General features: G+C 63.6%; 14 protein-coding genes. 9 read left to right on the forward strand and 5 right to left on the reverse strand.

What is annotated here, in order from left to right; all coding sequences use genetic code 11:
• Nucleotides 1-3: 3 nt before the first annotated feature.
• Nucleotides 4-1359, reverse strand: coding sequence for a sn-glycerol-1-phosphate dehydrogenase (locus PZL22_RS15565; protein ID WP_003531110.1), 1356 nt, complete (start codon nucleotides 1357-1359; stop codon nucleotides 4-6).
• Between the two features lie 110 nt (nucleotides 1360-1469).
• On the opposite strand from PZL22_RS15565, the gene PZL22_RS15570 reads away from it, so the two are divergent.
• The 5 genes from PZL22_RS15570 to PZL22_RS15590 all read left to right on the forward strand — a co-directional run bounded on the left by PZL22_RS15570 (nucleotide 1470) and on the right by PZL22_RS15590 (nucleotide 7224).
• The gene (locus PZL22_RS15570) at nucleotides 1470-2456 is read left to right on the forward strand and encodes a sugar-binding transcriptional regulator (protein ID WP_033048848.1); all 987 of its coding nucleotides are present in this window, start codon (nucleotides 1470-1472) and stop codon (nucleotides 2454-2456) included.
• Nucleotides 2457-2580: 124 nt separating this feature from the next.
• On the forward strand, nucleotides 2581-4086 hold the full coding sequence (locus tag PZL22_RS15575; RefSeq protein ID WP_033048855.1) for a xylulokinase: 1506 nt from the start codon (nucleotides 2581-2583) through the stop codon (nucleotides 4084-4086).
• Nucleotides 4087-4230: 144 nt separating this feature from the next.
• Nucleotides 4231-5217 (forward strand): SPFH domain-containing protein, encoded by a 987-nt coding sequence (locus PZL22_RS15580; RefSeq protein WP_003531115.1) that lies wholly within the window; start codon nucleotides 4231-4233, stop codon nucleotides 5215-5217.
• Nucleotides 5218-5226: 9 nt separating this feature from the next.
• Nucleotides 5227-5682 carry an NfeD family protein gene (locus tag PZL22_RS15585; protein WP_003531117.1) on the forward strand — a complete coding sequence of 152 codons (456 nt, stop codon included), beginning with the start codon at nucleotides 5227-5229 and terminating at the stop codon, nucleotides 5680-5682.
• 105 nt (nucleotides 5683-5787) lie between these two features.
• Complete coding sequence (locus tag PZL22_RS15590; protein WP_003531118.1) at nucleotides 5788-7224, forward strand: outer membrane beta-barrel protein; 1437 nt, start codon at nucleotides 5788-5790, stop codon at nucleotides 7222-7224.
• A gap of 45 nt (nucleotides 7225-7269) precedes the next feature.
• On the opposite strand, the gene galU is transcribed toward PZL22_RS15590, so the two are convergent.
• On the reverse strand, nucleotides 7270-8157 hold the full coding sequence (gene galU / locus PZL22_RS15595; RefSeq protein ID WP_003531120.1) for a UTP--glucose-1-phosphate uridylyltransferase GalU: 888 nt from the start codon (nucleotides 8155-8157) through the stop codon (nucleotides 7270-7272).
• A 302-nt stretch (nucleotides 8158-8459) separates the two neighbouring features.
• On the opposite strand from galU, the gene PZL22_RS15600 reads away from it, so the two are divergent.
• Together PZL22_RS15600 and PZL22_RS15605 are read left to right on the forward strand one after the other, a co-directional pair.
• Nucleotides 8460-9677: a lytic murein transglycosylase gene (locus tag PZL22_RS15600; protein ID WP_003531122.1), complete on the forward strand. Its 1218-nt coding sequence runs from the start codon at nucleotides 8460-8462 to the stop codon at nucleotides 9675-9677.
• Nucleotides 9678-9779: 102 nt separating this feature from the next.
• Nucleotides 9780-11042 carry an SGNH/GDSL hydrolase family protein gene (locus PZL22_RS15605; protein WP_003531124.1) on the forward strand — a complete coding sequence of 421 codons (1263 nt, stop codon included), beginning with the start codon at nucleotides 9780-9782 and terminating at the stop codon, nucleotides 11040-11042.
• Between the two features lie 344 nt (nucleotides 11043-11386).
• On the opposite strand, the gene PZL22_RS15610 is transcribed toward PZL22_RS15605, so the two are convergent.
• Both PZL22_RS15610 and gltB read right to left on the reverse strand, forming a co-directional pair.
• Nucleotides 11387-12844, reverse strand: a complete 1458-nt coding sequence (locus PZL22_RS15610; protein WP_003531126.1) for a glutamate synthase subunit beta — start codon at nucleotides 12842-12844, stop codon at nucleotides 11387-11389.
• Between the two features lie 100 nt (nucleotides 12845-12944).
• Nucleotides 12945-17669: a glutamate synthase large subunit gene (gene gltB, locus PZL22_RS15615; protein WP_003531128.1), complete on the reverse strand. Its 4725-nt coding sequence runs from the start codon at nucleotides 17667-17669 to the stop codon at nucleotides 12945-12947.
• Between the two features lie 578 nt (nucleotides 17670-18247).
• Here gltB and PZL22_RS15620 point away from each other — a divergent pair.
• Both PZL22_RS15620 and PZL22_RS15625 read left to right on the forward strand, forming a co-directional pair.
• Complete coding sequence (locus PZL22_RS15620) at nucleotides 18248-19294, forward strand: threonine aldolase family protein (protein ID WP_003531130.1); 1047 nt, start codon at nucleotides 18248-18250, stop codon at nucleotides 19292-19294.
• Between the two features lie 233 nt (nucleotides 19295-19527).
• On the forward strand, nucleotides 19528-20523 hold the full coding sequence (locus PZL22_RS15625) for a bile acid:sodium symporter family protein (protein WP_033048852.1): 996 nt from the start codon (nucleotides 19528-19530) through the stop codon (nucleotides 20521-20523).
• A gap of 58 nt (nucleotides 20524-20581) precedes the next feature.
• Here PZL22_RS15625 and PZL22_RS15630 read toward each other — a convergent pair whose 3' ends face one another.
• Nucleotides 20582-21043, reverse strand: a complete 462-nt coding sequence (locus tag PZL22_RS15630) for an Hsp20 family protein (RefSeq protein WP_003531141.1) — start codon at nucleotides 21041-21043, stop codon at nucleotides 20582-20584.
• Nucleotides 21044-21101: the final 58 nt, after the last annotated feature.

The raw sequence follows: 21101 nt of genomic DNA on the forward strand, positions 1-21101 counted from the left end.
GTCTCACGTCTCCCCGCCGACGAAATCCTCGAGGAGGCCGGCATCGGCGGCAATATCGAGGAAAGTGTAACGGTTGCGCATTTCGCGGCAGTGCAGCACCGCCTCGCGGTAGAAATCGGCCGACAGACCGAGATCGGCTGCCGTCATCGGGCCGCCGGCATCCCGCAAGAGCTGTTTCATTTCGGCGACCGGCAGCGCGAAAGCCTCCAGTTCCCGGCGGAGCGTCGGCCAGAGCTCGGTGAGCTTTTCGTTGATCTCGGCGGCGGACCGCTCATCGAAAATCTTCGGCTGAATTTCGGCGTAGCATTGGGCGGCGATGTCGCCGCCCATGCGCCGGGCCATATCCGCAGGGTCGATCCTTGTGGGGCGGATGACCGGCGGCTTGTCGCTGTCGAGGAAGATGCGCTGCAGCCGCGCCATGGTCAGCGTCGCCACGCCCACCTGCTGGCCGTGCAGCGTGCCCGGATGATCCTCGCCGGCAAAGCAGTCGATATAGTGCGAGACCTGATGCTCGCCCATCGAGCCGTGGTTCGACATGCCGGTGAAGGAGACACCGAAGCCACAAAGCGTAAGGACGCGGTGAAGATAGCCATTCGCACTGATGCTACCCTGGGCGATACCGGCCGCACGCGCGTTCAGCGCGCGTTCGTCGGCATCCTGGATGATATAGGGCACGCTCGAATAGAGGCTGCCGATCAGCCGGTGGGACATCCACCAGTCGATCTGAGCGACGGAGCGCACGAGGCAATCGGCAAAACCCGCCGCAGAGAGATAGCGAGGAGCCGCGGCTGTAACCGCCAGATCGACGAAGAAGCCAGCCGGCGCATGCGACGATAGCGAGACCTTGAGGCCGTTTTGCAAAGTGATGGAGGCCGTGGTGGAGGTGTAGCCGTTCATCGAGGCGGCCGTCGCGAAAACGGCATAACGGCGGTTGATGCGGCCGGTGACGAACTTGCAGAGGTCGTTGATCGTGCCGGAGCCGACCGCCACCACGGCGTCGGCATTCGCAAGCCTTTCGGTCAGGTCGTTCACGGCACCCATGTCTGCATGCGGATGGTCGAGGATGACCGTGTCGACCGGCCCGAGGCTCTTCAGCGCGGCTGCGACGCGCCCGCCCATCGCATCCCAGGTAGCCTCGTCCGCGACCACCGTGTAGCGCTCGCCTAATCCGAGACTGGCAACGAGATCGGCCTCCGCGCCGTCGAGGCTCTCTTTGATGACGATTTTCTCATAGGGAACGGTCGCCCGGCTGCCCGTCTCAGGATTGATCCAGTCACCGGTGAGAATGTCGTCGATGAGGGCCGTCCAGCCTCCTTCGGGTGCATCTGCGGCGATATTCTGCTGGCTTGCCGTTTCCATTCCTCGATCCGCTTTTAAGTTGGATAGCATATGACAACACACGTTGGCATATGTCAATACACATGACAGGGATGATTGACAAATGCCACCAGCCTCTGCCAGATAACGGCATGGCAAGGGAAAAGACTTCAGGCAGAACTGGCGAGGAGCCCCCGGCGGGTGTGCCCACCGAATTCGACGACGCCGTCATGTGGGCCGCATGGCTCTACTATGCGGACCAGATGACGCAGAGCGAGATCGCCAAGCAGCTAAACGTATCACGCGCAACCATCGTCAATTACCTGCAGGAGGCGCGAGAGCGCGGCATCGTCTCCGTCAACATCAATCCCAAGGCCGGAGGCCGCACCAGCGTCGCCCGCGCTCTGATGGAGAAGTTCGGCCTCCAGGGCGCCTTCGTCATCCCGAGCGGAGACGAGGACAGCCTGTCGCAGCGGCTCGGCGACGCCGGCGCACGCGTACTGGCCGACCAGATCGAGGATGGCGATACGATCGGCGTCGCCTGGGGTCGCACCGTGCTCGCAGTCGCCGACCGCATTTCGCTGGCGCGCCCGGTCGGCAACCTGACTGTGGTGCAAGTCTCCGGCAGCTCGACTGGGGAGCCGAATTTCTCGCCCGAACTCTGCACGTCTCTGCTTTCGAACCGTATCCACGCGCGCTGCGTCAACCTTCTGGCGCCGGCCGTGCTGTCGACGCGAGAACTGAAGGCGGCGCTGCTCAACGAGCCCGTGCTCAAGAAGCAGATGGAACTGGTGCATTCGACCAACCGCATTCTCTTCGGCGTCGGCGACATCGGGCCGAAGAGCACGGTGCGGGCCTCCGGCATCGCCAGCAAGGAGGAGATCGATGACTACGTGGCGCGCGGCGCCGCAGCCGTGATTATCGGACGCTTCATCGATTCGCACGGCGCCGCCATCGGCGGCGACCATGACGAACGGATGGTCGGCATCTCGCTCGACGAGCTGAAGCAGGTGGCGAGCCGTATCTGCGTGGCGGGCGGCGCGGTCAAGATCGCTGCGATCACCGCCACTCTCGAAGCCGGCTACGCCACCCATTTCGTTACCGACATCGCCACGGGAGAGGCGTTGCTGGCGGCATGAGCCGGCTGCCCGGCCGGTAGGCAGGACCGGCGTCAGGGCCGATAGGGAGGAAAGGCTGCTGCATCTGCTGCGGCCTGAGGAGGACGGAAGGACCGCGTGGCCTTTCGTCGTGGAGGAGATGCGCATGCAGCCCGACGAACGCTATGTCATCGGCATGGATTCATCGACCCAGTCCGTCAAGGCAGTCGCCTGGACGGCCGACGGCACACCGCGGGCCGAGGGCCGCGCACCGCACCGCATTTCGACGCCGCATCCGCACAAGGCGGAGCAGGACGCCGAGGACTGGTGGTCGGCCGCCTGCCAGGCGCTGTCATCGCTCATGAGCCAGATCGATGCCGACCGCGTCGACGGCATCGCGATTTCAAACCAGCGCGAAACGATGGTCCTGCTCGGCGAGGACCGAAAACCGCTCGCCCCGGCAACCGTCTGGCTCGACCGCCGCGCACAGGATGTGGTGCAGTCGCTGGCCGATGAATTCGGCGGCGAGCGGCTGCATGCGATTTCGGGCAAGCCGGTCGACGTCATTCCCTGCGTCTATCGCCTTCGCTATTATCGCCAACACGAGCCGGAACTTCTGGACCGCGCGGCGCAGATCCTGAGCGTTCACGATTTCCTGACTCAAAAGCTGACGGATGAAGCCGCGGCGAGCTGGACCAGCGGCGATCCCTTCGGCCTCCTGGATATCGAGACGAAGCAATGGTCCCGCGCGATTCTCGATCACCTCGGCATTCCAGTCACCAAGCTGCCGCCGCTTTACCGCCCCGGCACCCTGATCGGCCGGGTCACCGCGCATGCCGCGATGGCGACGGGCCTTGCGGCAGGGCTGCCGGTCTATGCCGGCGGCGGCGATGGCCATTGCGCCGGCCTCGGGGTCAACGTGATCAAGCCGGGGGTCGTCTATCTCAATCTCGGAACGGCCGCCGTCGGCGGCTGCTGGTCGCCCACTCGCAAGCTCAGCCGCTACTGGCGCACGTTGGTCTCGCCAAGCGGCGAAGGCTACCTGCTCGAAAGCTGCCAGCGCGCTGGCGCTTATTTCGTCAACTGGCTGCTGGACGCCTTTGCCGGCGGCCGTTCGGACCCTGCCATTTTCGACCGGCTCGAATCGGAAGCCAGCAGCCTGGATGTCGGCTCGGGCGGCGTTACCGTGTGCTCCTATCTGATGGGCTGCATGGACCCGCACTGGGACGCGAATGCCCGTGCCACCTTCACCGGCATGGGTCCGGAGACAGGCATAGGCCATCTCTACCGTGCCTCAATGGAGGCGATTACGCTGGAATTCGTCCGATCCCTTCTCGAGATGAAATCGATGGGAGTGGCCGCCGACCGCATCTTCGTCATCGGCGGCGGCGCCGGCAGCCCTCTGTGGCGACAGATGGTCGCCGATGCCAGCGGCCTGCCTGTCATTCGCAGCCTTTCCAACGAGGCCTCCGCGCTCGGCGCCGGCATGTCCGCCGCCGTCGGCGCCGGCTGGTACGGGCATTTCAGCGAGGCCGCCGACGCCATGTCGCGCCTCGCCGAACAGGTTGAACCTCGCCCTGCTACCGCGGAAGCATGGGCGGCGCTGTCCCGCCGGCAGGCGAACCTCTACCGCGCAATCCGCCACCTCGATCATGCCGATAACGGGACCTGACCCATTTGTCTTGACGACATTCGGCCGTGAGGCATCGCAGAAACGCGCGGACCTTCCCGACACGCTTGAATTATCCCGGCGAATCGCCACCTGATCACTCGGGCGCGACTCCAAACGCTGGAGTTGCAAAAGGAAGGGGCTGTCATGGGCGGTATGGATATCGCAGTCGTCGCATTCGTCGTTGTCGTGATCCTCGTGCTCTTTGCCGGGATCAAGACGGTGCCGCAGGGCTACCGATATACGGTCGAACGTTTCGGCCGTTACACGAGGACGATGGAGCCGGGGCTGAATCTCATCGTCCCCTTCATCGATCGCATCGGTTCCAAGCTGAGCGTGATGGAGCAGGTGCTCGACGTTCCGACGCAGGAGGTCATCACCAAGGACAATGCGAGCGTCTCCGCGGATGCGGTCGCCTTTTACCAAGTATTGAACGCCGCACAGGCGGCCTACCAGGTCGCCAATCTGGAAAACGCGCTCCTCAACCTGACGATGACCAATATCCGCTCCGTCATGGGCTCGATGGACCTCGACGAACTCCTGTCGAACCGCGACACGATCAATGATCGATTGCTCCACGTCGTAGACGAGGCCGCCAATCCCTGGGGCATCAAGATCACCCGCATTGAGATCAAGGACATCGCGCCGCCGAAAGACCTGGTCGACGCCATGGCCCGGCAGATGAAGGCGGAGCGCGAGAAGCGCGCGCAGGTGCTCGAAGCCGAGGGCTCGAGAAATGCGCAGATCCTGCGTGCCGAAGGCGCGAAGCAATCGGCGATCCTCCAGGCCGAAGGCCAGCGCGAGGCCGCCTATCGCGAGGCGGAGGCACGCGAGCGCCTGGCCGAGGCGGAGGCCAAGGCGACCCGGATGGTCTCCGAGGCGATCGCCGCCGGCGACGTGCAGGCGATCAACTATTTCGTCGCGCAGAAATACACCGAGGCCCTTGCCGCGATCGGGACGGCTAACAACCAGAAGATCGTCCTGATGCCGATGGAAGCCTCGTCGCTCATCGGATCACTCGGCGGCATAGGCGCGATCGCGAAGGAGGTCTTCGGTGAAGGCACCGCGTCCTCCCCGCGCCAGCGCCAGTCCACGCCCCGAACCGGTCCTTCCGTTCCCTCGGAAACGCCTTGAGGATCGCCCATGATCACGCGCATCATCCTCGAACTCGGCCCCTGGAGCTGGTGGGTCCTCGGTCTCCTGCTGCTGGCGGCGGAGCTGATCCTGCCCGGCGTCTTCCTCGTGTGGATCGCGCTCGCCGCGCTCGTCACCGGGGCCCTCTCGCTTTTCTTCTGGGAGGCGCCGTTCTGGAGCTGGCAGGTGCAGTTCGTCGCCTTCGCCTTGCTTTCGGTCGCCTCCGTCCTTATCGGGCGGCGCTTCGTCTCCTCTTCCGCCGAGAGCGACGAGCCGCTGCTCAACAGGCGCGGCGAAAGCCTGGTCGGACGGACGGCAGTGCTCGAGCAGCCGATCGCGGAAGGCCGCGGACGCGTCCGGCTCGACGACACGACCTGGTCCGTCGAAGGCCCCGACCTTCCGGTCGGCGCACGCGTTCGCATCGTCGCGAGCAGCGGCCGCCACCTGACGGTCGAGCAGATCTGAGCACATCGGAAAACCGCGTTCGGAAAGCGCGGCAGAGAAACGATTGATTAACCACGCGCCTTTACGATTGCGAAACGATTGCAATCAATTGCGGACAGACGGCGCATGGTGCCCAATATCTCACGCTCGATGATGGCGGGCGCCTTGCGTGTGAAGCCGCCGGCATGGCTGCTGGCGGGCTGCGCTTTTCTCGCCTGTGCGCCGGCGAGCGCGCAAAGCCTCGGCAATCCACCGCCCGCGAGCGCCACCGTCGCCATCCCTGCAGGTCAGCCGCTTCCCGCGACGATCGACCCGCAGTCGACCGGCGCCGTTGCCGGCACCGACCTTTCGCCGGCTCTGGACGAGGACTTCAACCGCCTGAACCGGCGCGAGGAGACGATCGACGGGCTGCGCAGGCGGATCGATCCCGATGACGGCCAGGCACCCGGCATTCGCATCGGTACCTTCGTTCTGAAGCCGGCGCTCAGCGAGACCTTCAACCACGAACGGCAGAAGAACGGCGGCAGCAGCCAGAGCCGGAGCTTCATGGAGACCGGGCTCAAGGGTTCGCTCACTTCCGACTGGTCCCGCCATCAGCTCAGCGTGACCGGCGAAGGCGTGATCCAGGACAACATATCCGGCGAAGGCCAGGAGGAGCCGCGCGCCGACATCGACGCAGAACTGCGCCTCGACCTCGGCGCGCAGACCATTGCGCGGCTGAGGGCAGGCTACAGTTTCGAACGCGAAGATGCGAACGACCCGAATGCCATCGCCAATGCGGACAGCCAATCCGGCGTCGACAGCTATCGGCTGGGCGCCGCGGTCGAGCGCGACCTCGGTCTCATTCGCGGCTCGCTCGGCGTGGATTTCGAGCGCCGCACCTATGGCGATGTCGAGCTCGACAATGGCACGACGCTCTCGCAGGAGGACCGCGACCGCAATCTCGGCACGCTCACCGGGCGGATCGGCTACGAGCTTTCGCCCGCCCTCATCCCCTTCCTCGAGGCCTCCGTCGGCAAATCGATCTATGATCTGCGTCGGGATACGTTCGGCTTCGAGCGCTCCTATGAGAGCTATGCGGGCCGCGCCGGCATGGAGGTCGATCTCGGCGAGAAGCTCAACGGAGAACTGGCGCTCGGTTACGAGACCTTCCGCTTCGACGATGCACGGCTCGCAGACCTGAGCGGGCTCTCGCTCGACGGCCGCGTCAACTGGTCGCCGCACCGCGGCACCGACGTCCTTTTCGGCGTGCTGACCTATGTCGATCCGTCGACCACTCCGGGCGAGGCTGGATCGATCAATTACGAACTGACGAACGTGGTCACGCATCAGTTGCGTTCGACCCTCGTCGGCCGGCTTTCGAACAGTCTCACCCTGCGCGATTTTCCTTCCGACGCCACCGCATCCGACGAGACCACCTGGCGAACCGGCGCCGGGCTCACCTGGGACATGAGCCGCTATCTCGCGCTCACCGGAGACGTGAGCTACGAGCGCACGGACAGGGACGAAGGCACCTCGACCGATACCACGCGGGTTGGCCTCGGCCTGACGCTGCGGCGCTGAGCGGGAAGGCCGCGTTGCGCGGCTTTCCCGGCTATACAAGCGAGATTACTTAAGACCCTGCAGGAGCGTCTTGAGCGGTCCTTCCACGATGGGCCGGATATCGCCGCGCTCGAGAGCGAAGGCGACGTTCGCCAGGATGAAGCCGTCCTTGGCGCCGCAGTCATACGTATCGCCGCGGAAGTGATAGGCGGCGAAGGCCTGGGCCTCGGCAAGCTTCACCATGCCGTCGGTCAGCTGGATCTCGTTGCCGGCGCCGCGTTCCTGCGTTTCCAGGATCGGGAAAATCTCCGGCTGCAGGATGTAGCGGCCATTGATGAAGAAGTTCGACGGAGCCGTCCCCTTGGCCGGCTTCTCGACCATCCTGGTGATCCTGAAACCGTCGCCGACCGTCTCGCCCACTCCGACGATCCCGTATTTATGCGCCTGGTCGGGCGCGCATTCCTCCACCGCGACGACGTTGCCGCCGGACTCTTCGTAGAGCTCGACCATGCCCTTGAGGCAACCCTTCTCGCCCTTCATGATCATATCGGGCAGGAGCAGCGCGAAGGGCTCATTGCCGACGAGATCGCGGGCGCACCAGACGGCATGGCCGAGGCCCAGGGGTGCCTGCTGGCGGGTGAAGCTCGTGGTGCCGGCCTTCGGCAGCATGGCTTCGAGGAGCTCGATCTCCGCCTTCTTGTTGCGCTCGCGCAGCGTCTGGTCCAATTCGACCTGGATGTCGAAATAGTCCTCGATGACCGCCTTGCTGCGGCCGGTCACGAAAATCAGATGCTCGATCCCGGCTTCGAGCGCCTCATCGACAACATATTGGATGACCGGCTTGTCCACCACCGTCAGCATCTCCTTCGGAACCGCCTTGGTCGCGGGAAGGAAACGGGTCCCGAGACCTGCAACGGGGAAAACGGCTTTGCGGACTTTGCGCTTGTCGGTCATTGGCACCTCCTTGCAGTGCATCTCAGTCTAGCCTGAAACAGGAAAATTGAATTGGATTTAGTCGCCGATTGCCAATTTTTTGCGAAGGAAGACGACTCGGTTTTTTCATGGTAAAGACTTTGTTGACTTCGTTTCTGTAGGCTTCTCCCTCGACCAGGTACGGTTTTTTGCCGTCCGGTCACTAGAAGAACCGCATACTGCCCTTTCCAGTGGCCTGGTGCGGGCAAATTGCGAACCTCGGAGTAGTCGGTCCGGCATGAACGCCGGCTGAACGCTCCACCGAGAAACGGAACCGACAGCAGATGATGAGAAACCGCAGGACGTTCTTCCGACATATCGCCGCCGCTCTCGTTGTTGCCGCCGCTTTTGGGTCGTCGCCCGCGCGTGCGGATCAAGGTTTTCAAAACTGGATCAATAACTTCTATGCAACGGCTGCCAAGAACGGCATCAGCCAGGCGACCTATCGCAAGGCCTTCGCCGGCGTGAAGACGCCTGACCCGGCCGTGCTGGAGAAGGCGGCCTATCAGCCCGAATTCAAGCACAAGATCTGGGAGTATGTCGACGCGCGTGTCAATCCGTACACCAAGCGGATAGGACAGGAAATGGCGGCGAAGCATGCCCGCACGCTCAACGCCCTCGAACGGCACTACGGCGTCGACAAATCCATCCTGCTCGCCATCTGGTCGATGGAATCGAACTACGGCGCGATTCTCCAGAAAGACGACCGGCTGCACTACGTGCCGCGCGCGCTGGCGACCCTTGCCTATGCCGATTCGAGACGGTCCAAATTTGCCAAGACCCAGCTCATCGCGGCACTGAAGATCCTGCAGAGCGGCGACATCACCCCGCGGGAGCTGACAGGTTCCTGGGCGGGCGCCATGGGACACACCCAGTTCATTCCGACGAGCTATCTGCTCTATGCGGTCGATGCCGACGGCAACGGCCATCGGGATATCTGGAACTCGGTGCCCGACGCACTTGCAACGGCCGCCAATCTCTTGCGGAAGAACGGCTGGCGACCCGGCGAAACATGGGGTTACGAGGTCGTCCCGCCGGCCAATGGGGCAAAATATTCGGGCCAGACGAAGACGCTCGGTCAGTGGGCGGCCCTCGGCTTCGCCCGCCCGGGCGGCAAGGGCTTCAGCAATCCGAAGATGCGGGCCGAACTGAAGCTGCCCGGGGGCGGTAACGGTCCCGGCTTCCTGATGACGAAGAACTTCTTCGTCATCAAGCGCTATAACGCCTCCGATTCCTACGCGCTCGGGGTCGGGCTTCTTGCCGATCAGATCGCAGGCTATGCCGGCATGCAGCAACGCTGGCCGCGTCCGGACGGTTCGCTCGACATCAGCGAAAAATTCGAGCTGCAGAACCGGTTGAAGGAACTCGGCTATTACGACGGCGAAGTCGACGGCAATTTCGGCTCGGGCTCGAAAGCCGCAATCCAGGCGTTCCAGAACCAGAACGGCCTGGCGCCGGACGGAGAGCCTACGCAGCATCTGTTGCGCGCCCTGCGCAGGTAAATACACCCGTCGCTTTCTCCGGTCACGGCGATTCCGATCAAACGGTGCCAATCGCCGTGATCTGGCGTATGCTTGCGGGAGTGTCTGCCATTCGACGGTGAAATGATCATGCTGACGATCCTATCCCGGGGAAAGGGACTGTTTTCGCGTTTGCTTCGGCTGGCTCCCGTCTTGCTCGGCGCCGCGGCGATGGTCGCCGCCGGCTTCTTTGCCACTGTGGCCGAGGCGCAGGAGCGGGTGCCGCGGCGCAACGTGCTGCAAAGACTCTTCGGCGTCTTCACGCCGCAAAGGCGCGTCTATTACGAGGATCAATACGATCTTCGGCGCCAGCCGCGGCCGCAGCGCATACAGAAGCGCCGGGCGCAACCTTCGGAGCCAAGGCAGTCTCGCCCGAGCCGGGCCAAGCCGCGGCCAGCCGCAGCACCGCCGCCCGCGCCGGTCGTCGTGGAGAAATCTCCGGACGCCAAGAAGGTCCTGGTCGTCGGAGACTTCGTTGCCGGCAGCCTTGGTGACGGTTTGAAAGTTGCGTTCGAAACGACGCCCGGCATCGTGATCGAGACGCGCGCCAACGGCTCCTCGGGTATCGTCCGCGACGACTATTTCGACTGGCCCAAGGCGCTGCCGGACGCCATCGCGGAACTCAAGCCCGCCGTCATCGTCGTGAGCCTCGGCGCCAATGATCGCCAGATGATGCGGATCGGCGACGTGCAGGAGAAGTTCCGGACCGACGCCTGGACGGAAGAATACCGGAAGCGCGTCAACGCACTGGCGACGCTCGCGCGCAAGGATAATCTTCCGGTCCTCTGGGTCGGAATGCCGTCCTTCCAATCGACGTCCATGACCGCCGACATGGTGACGTTCAACGGCATCTACCGCGAAGAGGTGGAGAAGGTCGGCGGCCAGTTCATCGACATCTGGGACGGCTTCGTCGATGAGGGCGGGAAGTTCGTTCTGACCGGCTCAGACATCAACGGCCAGCAGGTCCGCCTCAGGGGGTCTGACGGCATCAACCTGACGAAGGCCGGCAAGCGCAAACTGGCCTTCTACGTCGAAAAGGATATCCGCAAGCTATTGGGCGAAGCGGCCGCGACGACGGACGTTCCGGGTGCGGAAGGCCTGAAGGACCTGGTCGTCAGCAAGCCGCTTGCCAACGAAGATATCATCAAGACGCAGCCGATCAGCCTCATCGATCCCGAACTCGACGGAGCGACCGCCCTTCTCGGCGGCGACACGCCCCTCAAGAGCACGGGCAAGAGCCCGCGCGACCGGCTCATCGAAAAGGGCGAGGTGGTCGTCGCGCCGCCCGGGCGTATCGACGATTTCCGGCTGACGAAGCAGGGGCAAGCCGGCAGCACCACACGCTGATTCGGAAATGAGGCTCGTCGGGAACACCGCCTTTGCCCCTCATCCGCCTGCCGGCACCTTCTCCCCGCAGGCGGGGCGAAGGGGACTCGCGGCCCCGCCGCAAAGTCTTACTGCATGTTTCCTTTAATCGTTTTCGATTAAAGGACAAAAACATGCAGCAGATCGAAGTGCTACAGCGAACTTAGCGCGTCTGATAGGACGCGCGGCGCTGTAGATGACGCTGGAGCGAAGGTGGCGCCTCTTGTCCCTTCTCCCCGCTTGCGGGGAGAAGGTGGCGGCAGCCGGATGACGGGCTCCTTTGCGACGGACTTTCTCCCGGAGGCGAGGGCTGTGCCCTAGGCAGCCTACCGCGGCAGCACCGTCGAGCCCATCAGCGCCTCGTCGATCGCGCGTGCCGCCTGCCGGCCTTCGCGGATCGCCCATACGACGAGCGACTGGCCGCGGCGAATGTCGCCTGCCGCCCACAATTTGTCGACCGAAGTCCTGTAGTCGCGCTCGTTGGCGACGACATTGGTCGAACCGCGGCGGTCGGTGTTGACCGTCAGCTTCTCGCCGAGATCCTTGAGCACGCTGTCTGCGAAGGGACCACGGAAACCGATCGCGATGAAGGCGAGATCGGCCTTGATGATGAACTCGGTACCGGCGATCGGCTTGCGGCGCTCGTCGACCTGACAGCATTTGACGCCGGTGAGATTGCCGTCCTCGTCGCCGACAAACTCGAGCGTCGCGACCTGGAACTCGCGGACAGCGCCCTCGGCCTGGCTGGAGGAGGTGCGCATCTTCGTTGCCCAGAAGGGCCAGACCGCAAGCTTGTCTTCCTTCTCGGGCGGTTGCGGACGAATGTCGAGCTGCGTCACCTTGACGGCGCCCTGGCGGAAGGCGGTACCGACACAGTCCGATGCCGTGTCGCCGCCGCCGACGACGACGACGTGCTTGCCGCCGGCGAGGATCGGCTCGGACGGCCAGCCCACGCTGTCGATGTTCTCGCGGCCGACGCGACGGTTCTGCTGTACCAGATAAGGCATGGCGTCGTGCACGCCGAAGAACTCCACGCCGGGAATGCCGGCGTCGCGCGGCGTCTCGGAGCCGCCGCAATAGAGCACGGCGTCGTTTTCATCGACGAGCTTTTGCACCGCGACATCGACACCGACATTGACGCCGCAATGGAAGGTCACGCCCTCGCCCCGCATCTGCTCGACACGCCGGTCGATGAAGTTCTTCTCCATCTTGAAGTCCGGGATTCCGTAGCGCAGCAGTCCGCCGGGCTTGGACTCGCGTTCGTAGACATGCACCTCGTGGCCGGCGCGCGCCAGCTGCTGGGCAGCCGCCATGCCGGCCGGCCCGGAGCCGATGACCGCGACCTTCTTGCCGGTCTTGGTCACGGCGGGCTGCGGCACGATATAGCCCATCTCATAGGCCTTGTCGGCGATCGCCTGCTCGACCGTCTTGATCGCCACCGGCACGTCTTCGAGGTTCAGCGTGCAGGCTTCCTCGCAGGGCGCCGGGCAGACGCGGCCGGTGAATTCCGGGAAATTGTTGGTGGAGTGCAGGTTGCGGATCGCCTCGTCCCAATTGCCGTTATAGACGAGGTCGTTCCAGTCCGGGATCTGGTTGTGCACCGGGCACCCGGTCGGCCCGTGGCAATAGGGGATGCCGCAGTCCATGCAGCGAGCGGACTGCTTCTGCACTTCCTGATCGGACATTGGAATGGTGAATTCGCGGAAATGGCGGATGCGGTCGGATGCCGGCTGGTACTTCGCCACCTGCCGGTCGATCTCCAAAAACCCAGTAACCTTGCCCATCTTATGATCCTGACATCTTCAATCTCAACAGGCGCGCCTCGAGCGCGCGTGATGGCCCCCTGAACCCGATCGGGCCGGGAGCCGCTTTCACGAGGGCCGGTTACTCGGCCGCTTCAGCCATCTTCATGCGCTCCATGTCCTCGAGCGCGCGGCGGTATTCTACCGGCATCACCTTGCGGAACTTCGGCCGGTAATCCGCCCAGTGATCGAGGATCTCCTTGGCGCGGACCGAACCCGTATAGTGCAGGTGGTTCGAGATGAGCTGGTAGAGGCGTTCCTCGTCGTGGCGCGTCATGTCGCCCGAGACGTCCACCATGCCCTTGTGCATGAGGTCGCCGCCGTGGTGATGCAGCTTCTCCAGCATGTCGTCCTCCTCCGGAACCGGCTGCAGCTCGACCATGGCCATGTTGCAGCGCCGGGCGAAGTCGCCCTCCTCATCGAGCACGTAAGCGACACCGCCCGACATGCCGGCGGCGAAGTTGCGGCCCGTGCCGCCGAGAACGACGACGACACCGCCGGTCATGTATTCGCAGCCGTGATCGCCGACGCCTTCCACGACCGCGATCGCACCGGAGTTGCGCACGGCAAAGCGTTCACCGGCGACGCCGTTGAAGTAGCACTCTCCGGAAATCGCGCCGTAAAGCACGGTATTGCCGACGATGATCGACTGGTGCGGCACGATCCGCGCGTTCTCCGGCGGCCGGACGATGATGCGCCCGCCCGAAAGCCCCTTGCCGACATAGTCGTTTCCGTCGCCGACGAGATCGAACGTGATGCCGCGGGCGAGGAACGCGCCGAAGGACTGGCCCGCCGTGCCCTTGAGGGTCACGTGGATCGTATCGTCCTTCAGCCCCTTGTGGCCCCAGCGCTTGGCAAGCGCGCCCGAAAGCATGGCGCCGGCCGAGCGGTCGACGTTTTTGATCGCGGCCTCGAAGGCGACCGGCACCTTGGTCTCGAGGGCGAGCTTCGCCTTCTCGATCAGCCTGCGGTCGAGAATGTCGTCGATCGGATGGTTCTGGCGCTCCGTCCAATACGTCGCTTCCTTCGGTGCCTCCACCTTGTGGAAGATCTTCGAGAAGTCGAGGCCCCTCGCCTTCCAGTGCTCGATCATCCGGTCGCGGTCGAGCAGATCCGAGGACCCGATGATGTCGTCGAGCCGTCTGGCGCCAAGCGATGCGAGAATCTCGCGCACTTCCTCTGCAACGAAGAAGAAGTAATTGACGACATGCTCCGGCGTCCCCTTGAAACGCTTCCGGAGCACCGGATCCTGGGTGGCGACGCCGACAGGACAGGTGTTCAGGTGGCACTTGCGCATCATGATGCAGCCGGCCGCGATCAGCGGCGCGGTCGCGAAGCCGAATTCGTCGGCGCCGAGCAGCGCTCCGATGACGACGTCACGGCCGGTCTTCAGGCCGCCATCGACCTGCAGCGCGATGCGGGAGCGCAGACCGTTGAGCACCAGCGTCTGCTGCGTTTCGGCAAGGCCGATCTCCCACGGGCTACCCGCATGCTTCAGCGAGGTCAGCGGCGAAGCGCCGGTGCCGCCGTCGAAGCCGGCAATGGTGATGTGATCGGCGCGCGCCTTGGCGACGCCGGCCGCAACGGTGCCGACACCCACTTCCGATACCAGCTTGACCGAGACATCGGCCTCCGGGTTGACGTTCTTCAGATCGTAGATCAGCTGCGCCAGATCTTCGATCGAATAGATGTCATGATGCGGCGGCGGCGAGATGAGGCCGACGCCCGGCGTCGAGTGCCGCGTCTTGGCGACGGTCGCATCGACCTTGTGACCCGGCAGCTGGCCGCCTTCGCCGGGCTTCGCGCCCTGCGCCACCTTGATCTGCAGAACGTCGGCATTGACCAGGTATTCGGTGGTGACGCCGAAGCGGCCGGAGGCGATCTGCTTGATCGCCGACCGCTCGGGGTTCGTCGAGCCGTCCGGCAGCGGCAGGTAGCGATCGCTCTCCTCGCCGCCTTCGCCGGTGTTGGACTTGCCGCCGATCCGGTTCATCGCGACGGCGAGCGTCGTATGCGCCTCGCGGCTGATCGAGCCGAAGGACATGGCACCGGTCGAGAAGCGCTTGACGATCTCCGCAGCCGGCTCGACCTCTTCGATCGGGATCGGCTTGCGGCCAACCTCCTCGGCTCCCTTGATCGTGAATAGCCCGCGGATCGTGTTCATGCGGCTCGCAGACTCGTTCATCATCGCGGAAAATTCGCGATAGCGGTCCTCGGCATTGCCGCGCACGGCATGCTGCAGCGACGCGATGGCGTCCGGCGTCCAGGCATGGCTTTCGCCGCGCATCCGGAAGGCATATTCGCCGCCGATGTCGAGCGTATTGGCAAGCACCGGATCGCTTCCGAAGGCAGCCTTGTGACGCGCCACGGTTTCGGCAGCGATCTCCTCGAGGCCGATGCCTTCGATCGTCGTTGCAGTACCGAAGAAGTACTTGCCGACCAGCGCGGACGAAAGGCCGACGGCGTCGAAGATCTGCGCGCCGCAATAGGACTGGTAGGTGGAGATGCCCATCTTGGACATGACCTTGAGGATGCCTTTGCCGACCGCCTTGATGTAGCGGTAGACGACTTCCTTCTCGTCGACTTCCTTCGGAAACTCGCCGCGCTTGTGCATGTCGACGAGCGTGTCGAAGGCGAGATAGGGGTTGATCGCTTCCGCGCCGTAGCCGGCGAGCAGGCAGAAATGATGAATCTCGCGCGGTTCGCCCGACTCGACGACGAGGCCGACCGACGTGCGCAGACCCTTGCGGATCAGGTGGTGATGGACGGCTGCGGTCGCGAGCAGCGCCGGGATCGCCACGCGATCCGGACCGATCTGCCGGTCGGAAAGCACGATGATGTTGTAGCCGCCCTTGACTGCCGCTTCCGCCCTTTCACAAAGACGATCGAGCATTTCCAGCATGCCTTCGGCACCGCGGGAAATGTCGTAGGTGAAATCGAGCGTCTTCGTGTCGAAGCGGTCCTCGGTGTGGCCGATCGAGCGGATCTTCTCGAGGTCGCCATTGGTCAGGATCGGCTGGCGGACTTCCAGCCGCTTCGCATGCGCCATCCCCTCATGGTCGAGGATGTTCGGGCGGGGACCGATGAACGAGACGAGGCTCATCACCAGTTCCTCGCGGATCGGATCGATCGGCGGGTTGGTGACCTGCGCGAAGTTCTGCTTGAAATAGGTGTAGAGCAGCTTCGGCTTGTCGGACATCGCCGAGATCGGCGTGTCGGTGCCCATCGAGCCGATCGCCTCCTGACCGGTCGTCGCCATCGGCGACATCAGGAGCTTCGTGTCCTCATGGGTATAACCGAAGGCCTGCTGGCGGTCGATCAGCGACACGTCGCGGCGCAGCGCCCGCGGCTCGACCGGCTTCAGCTCTTCGAGGATCAGCTGGGTGTTGTCGAGCCATTGGCGATAGGGATGCTTGCCGGCGAGCGACGACTTCACCTCCTCGTCGGAGATGATGCGGCCCTCTTCCATGTCGATCAGCAGCATCTTGCCGGGCTGCAGCCGCCATTTCTTGACGATCTTGTCCTCGGCGACCGGCAGAACGCCGGCCTCCGACGCCATGATGACGCGGTCGTCGCTGGTGACGATGTAGCGCGCCGGGCGCAGACCGTTGCGGTCGAGCGTGGCGCCGATCTGGCGCCCATCGGTGAAGGCGACCGCCGCCGGTCCGTCCCACGGCTCCATCAGCGCCGCATGATATTCGTAGAAGGCCTTGCGCTCCGGCGACATGAGCTGGTTGCCGGCCCAGGCCTCGGGGATCAGCATCATGACGGCATGCGAGAGCGAATAACCGCCGCGCACGAGGAATTCGAGCGCATTGTCGAAACAGGCCGTGTCCGACTGACCTTCATAGGAGATCGGCCAGAGCTTGGAAATGTCGTCGCCGAAGAGCGGCGAGGAAACGGAAGCCTGCCGTGCGGCCATCCAGTTGACGTTGCCGCGCAGCGTGTTGATCTCGCCGTTATGCGCAACCATGCGATAGGGATGCGCGAGCTTCCAGGACGGGAAGGTGTTGGTCGAGAAGCGCTGGTGCACGAGTGCGACGGCCGACTGGAAGCGCTCGTCGGCGAGGTCCTTGTAATAGGCACCCACCTGATAGGCGAGGAACATGCCCTTGTAGACGATGGTGGTGGTCGACAGCGACACGATATAGAAGCCGAGATCGCCACCATCGGCTTCCGCATAGATGCGGTTGGAGATCACCTTGCGAAGCGTGAACAGCCGCCGTTCGAATTCGTCGCTGCTCGCGGCCTCCCGGCCAGCGCCGATGAACACCTGGACATGGTGCGGCTCGGTCGCGGCGATGTCGGGCGCTTTGGAGAGAGACGAATTGTCGACCGGCACGTCGCGGAAGCCGAGCACGATCTGGCCCTCCTCGGCCACGACCTCGCTGATCACCTCCTTGAAGTGGGCGATAAGCGCCTCGTCGCGTGGCATGAAGAGATAGCCGACGGCATATTCGCCCGCCTTCGGCAGGGTCACGCCCTGCTTCGCCATCTCCTCGCGGAAGAAGCGGTCGGGGATCTGGACGAGAATGCCCGCGCCGTCACCCATCAGCGGGTCGGCACCAACCGCGCCGCGATGCGTGAGGTTTTCCAGCATGAAGAGGCCATCGCGCACGATCTGATGCGACTTCTCGCCCTTGAGATGGGCGACGAAGCCGACGCCGCAGGCATCATGTTCGTTCCGTGGATCGTAGAGCCCCTGTTTTCGCGGCAGCCCGGAGGGGAATGCGGGCGTTTTCACAGCCGTCGCAGCGTCTTGTGCGAGGTTGAGCCCAATCTGTCGTGATGGCGAATGATCCGTCATCTTTTCCCTCCTGTTGAACCCGGGAATTCCGGGCATAATGCGGCCCGCACGCTGTTGCCGCATGGCGCTTTTCGCACGGCGGCAAGCCGGGGCATTATCGTCGCATGATCCTGATCAGGTCGCAAATGAAGCGCGGCCGCGTCAGGCGCTGATGTCCGCGACCATACTGACGCCAAGGAATAACGACCGGATGAAATCCGGCGAAACCCCCTCGCGCTTCACGCCGGCTGCCGCTTTTCACGGTGCTTCCGGCGATTGTTCCGGCCCCTAGACCGAAATAGGACAGCAAACCTGTCCTATTTCATGCGCTCTATGCCAGAAACCGCCCCCCTTCGCAAGGGCCTCGGCCGCAAATAATGCGAGAGATTTTGCCGAACATTGCCGGAAATTGCGCGATTTTGAAATTTAATTACCGATACCGGGCACTTTCTTTACTTTGGTTTCAAACTGGTCTCCGGTTGGCACTCAAGGTAGGCACAGTTAAGCGCAGCCGCTTGCTTGCCGACGGGACTCGGCTATGGTCGCGCCGGCGCGCCTCTGCGCGCCGCGTGGCTCGATGTAAACAGGGTAAGCTTCAGATGATCTTCTCCTCCGACAACTGGGCCGGCGCCCATCCGGCGATTGCCGAAAGTCTGGTCGCGAATGCGCAGGGCTATGCTTCCGCCTACGGCACGAGCGAACTCGACCGGAGGGTGGAACAGAGATTTTCGGAGATTTTCGAGAGGGACGTCGCGGTATTCTTCGTCGGCACCGGAACCGCCGCAAATTCCCTTGCGCTTTCGAGCGCCAATCGGGCGGGCGGAATCGCTTTCTGCCATCGCGAAGCGCATGTGAACGTCGACGAGTGCGGCGCGCCGGAGTTCTTCTCGCACGGCGCGAGGCTGTGCCCGGTCGAGGGCGCCCGCGGCAGGATGGAGCCGGCGAAGCTCGAGGCCGAAATTCGGCGGTTCCCGAGGGAGAACGTCCATGGCGGTCAGCCGATGGCGGTGACGCTGACGCAGGCGACCGAGAGCGGCGCCGTCTATTCGCTCGACCAGATCGAAACGATCGGCTCGATCGCCCGCTCCCATAAACTGCCGCTGCACATGGATGGCGCCCGTTTCGCCAATGCGCTGGTCAGCCTTGGTACGACACCGGCCGAGATGACCTGGAAGCGTGGCGTCGATCTGCTTTCGTTCGGCGGAACCAAGAACGGCTGCTGGTGCGCCGAGGCGCTGGTGCTCTTCGACCTTTCGAAGGCGCAGGAGATGCACTTCCTGCGCAAGCGCTCGGCTCAACTCTTCTCCAAGTCGCGCTTCGTCGCCGCCCAGTTCGACGCCTATCTTGCCGGAGATCTCTGGCTCGATCTTGCGCGCCACGCCAACGCGATGGCACAGCGCCTCGCCGACGGCATCACCGCTTCGGCCGGGAGCCGGCTTGCCTGGGCGCCCGATGCCAACGAGGTCTTCGTCGTGCTGAAACGGGAGGCCGCGGGCCGGCTGCAGCGGCAGGGCGCGCTTTTCTACGATTGGGAAGTGCCGCACGATCTCGAAGGCAGCCTCGCGGAAGACGAAGGGCTCTATCGCCTGGTTACCAGCTTCGCCACCCGCGCCGAGGACGTCGACCGTTTCGTCGCCGCCTGCTGATGCGGGCCGCACGGCAGATATCGAAGCGCGCCGCATGAAATCGTTCGAATGCGACGCGCATCGCGGCCGATAGAGCGGGATGAGGAAAAATCTGTGCAGTTTTCCGCCCGCATCCGGCGTCTCAACTTCCTGGAATCGATCATGTTCATGTTTTTAGGTCGACCCGACCTAAAAACATGAACATGATCTAGGGCTTGCATCCGGCTTCCGGATGGGCTTACACGGCAAGCACCATGCGCCGTTATCTCCCCGACACCTTTACCATCCTCCTGATGCTGACAGTCGCTCTCGCAGCGGTTTTGCCCATCGACGGTACCGCCGCGGCCTGGTTCGCAATCGCGACAAAGCTGGGTGTCGGCCTGATCTTCTTTCTTCACGGCGCACGGCTTTCGCGCGAGGTCGTCATTGCCGGCTTCCTGCATTGGCGGCTGCACCTTGCGATTCTCTTTTCGACTTTCGCCCTTTTCCCGCTCATCGGACTCCTCATCGGTTTCGTCCCGCCATGGATCCTGCCGCCGTCGCTCTATACCGGCATCCTTTTCCTCTGCGTTCTGCCCTCGACGGTACAGTCGTCGATCGCATTCACGTCGATGGCCGGCGGCAATGTTCCGGCAGCCGTCTGCGCCGCATCGGCCTCCAACATCTTGGGCGTGTTCCTGACGCCGCTTCTCGTCGGCATCATCTTCTCGGCCGGCGGACATGGCGGCGTATCGCTCGACGCGATCGAACAGATCCTCCTGCAGCTGCTTGTCCCCTTCGTCGCAGGCCAGATCCTGCAGCCCTGGATCGGCGACTGGATTCGCGCCCGCAAGAAACTGCTCGCGCCGGTCGACCGCGGTTCGATCCTGATGGTCGTCTACCTGGCTTTCAGCCAGGCCGTCACGGCCGGCCTCTGGCACGCCTTCACGCTGAGCGACCTTACGATCCTCATCGCTATCGAGATCGTCCTCCTCGCGCTTATTCTGACGGCCACCACATTCGGTAGCCGGCTGCTCGGGTTCGACCGCGCGGACGAAATCGCCATCACCTTCTGCGGATCGAAGAAGAGCCTGGCGAGCGGCATTCCGATGGCAAGCGCGATCTTCGCCGGGCAGAACATCGGCATGATCGTTCTGCCGGTCATGCTGTTCCATCAGATTCAGTTGATGGCCTGTGCGGTCATTGCCCAGCGCTATGCCGCCAAGGCGGCAGAGCTCGAAGGAACCGCTGTCCCGGCTACCCTCACCTGAGCATACAAGAACGGCGCCCTTTCGGGCGCCGTCTTTCATTTCGATCCTGTTTCCGGACTCAGGCGGTCTGCGCCTCGATCTGCTTCGGCTGCGAAGCCGCCGCGGTGATCTCGATCCTGCGCGGCTTGGCCGTTTCCGGGATATTGCGCAGAAGATCGACGTGGAGCAGGCCGTTCTTCAGCGAAGCGGACTTGATCTCGACGTGGTCGGCAAGCTGGAAGCGGCGCTCGAAGGCGCGCTTGGCTATGCCGCGATGGAGAAACTGGGTTTCCTCACCCTTCTCTTCGCTCTTTTCGCCCTTGATCGTCAGCGTGTTTTCGCGCGCTTCGACCGAAAGCTCGCTTTCGTCGAAACCGGCAACGGCCATGGTGATGCGATAGGCGTTTTCGCCGGTGCGTTCGATGTTGTAGGGCGGATAGGTCTGCGACTGATCCGGCTGACCAAGGCTATCGAGCATGGTGAACAGGCGGTCGAAGCCGACAGTGGAGCGGTAGAGGGGAGAAAAATCAAAATGACGCATGATGTCGTCCTCCATAAGAGCAACGGTTGCGATATCTGGCCTGCCACCCCGTTCCGGC

Origin of the sequence: Ensifer meliloti (assembly GCF_030064585.1) — a bacterium.
GTDB lineage: Bacteria > Pseudomonadota > Alphaproteobacteria > Rhizobiales > Rhizobiaceae > Sinorhizobium > Sinorhizobium meliloti.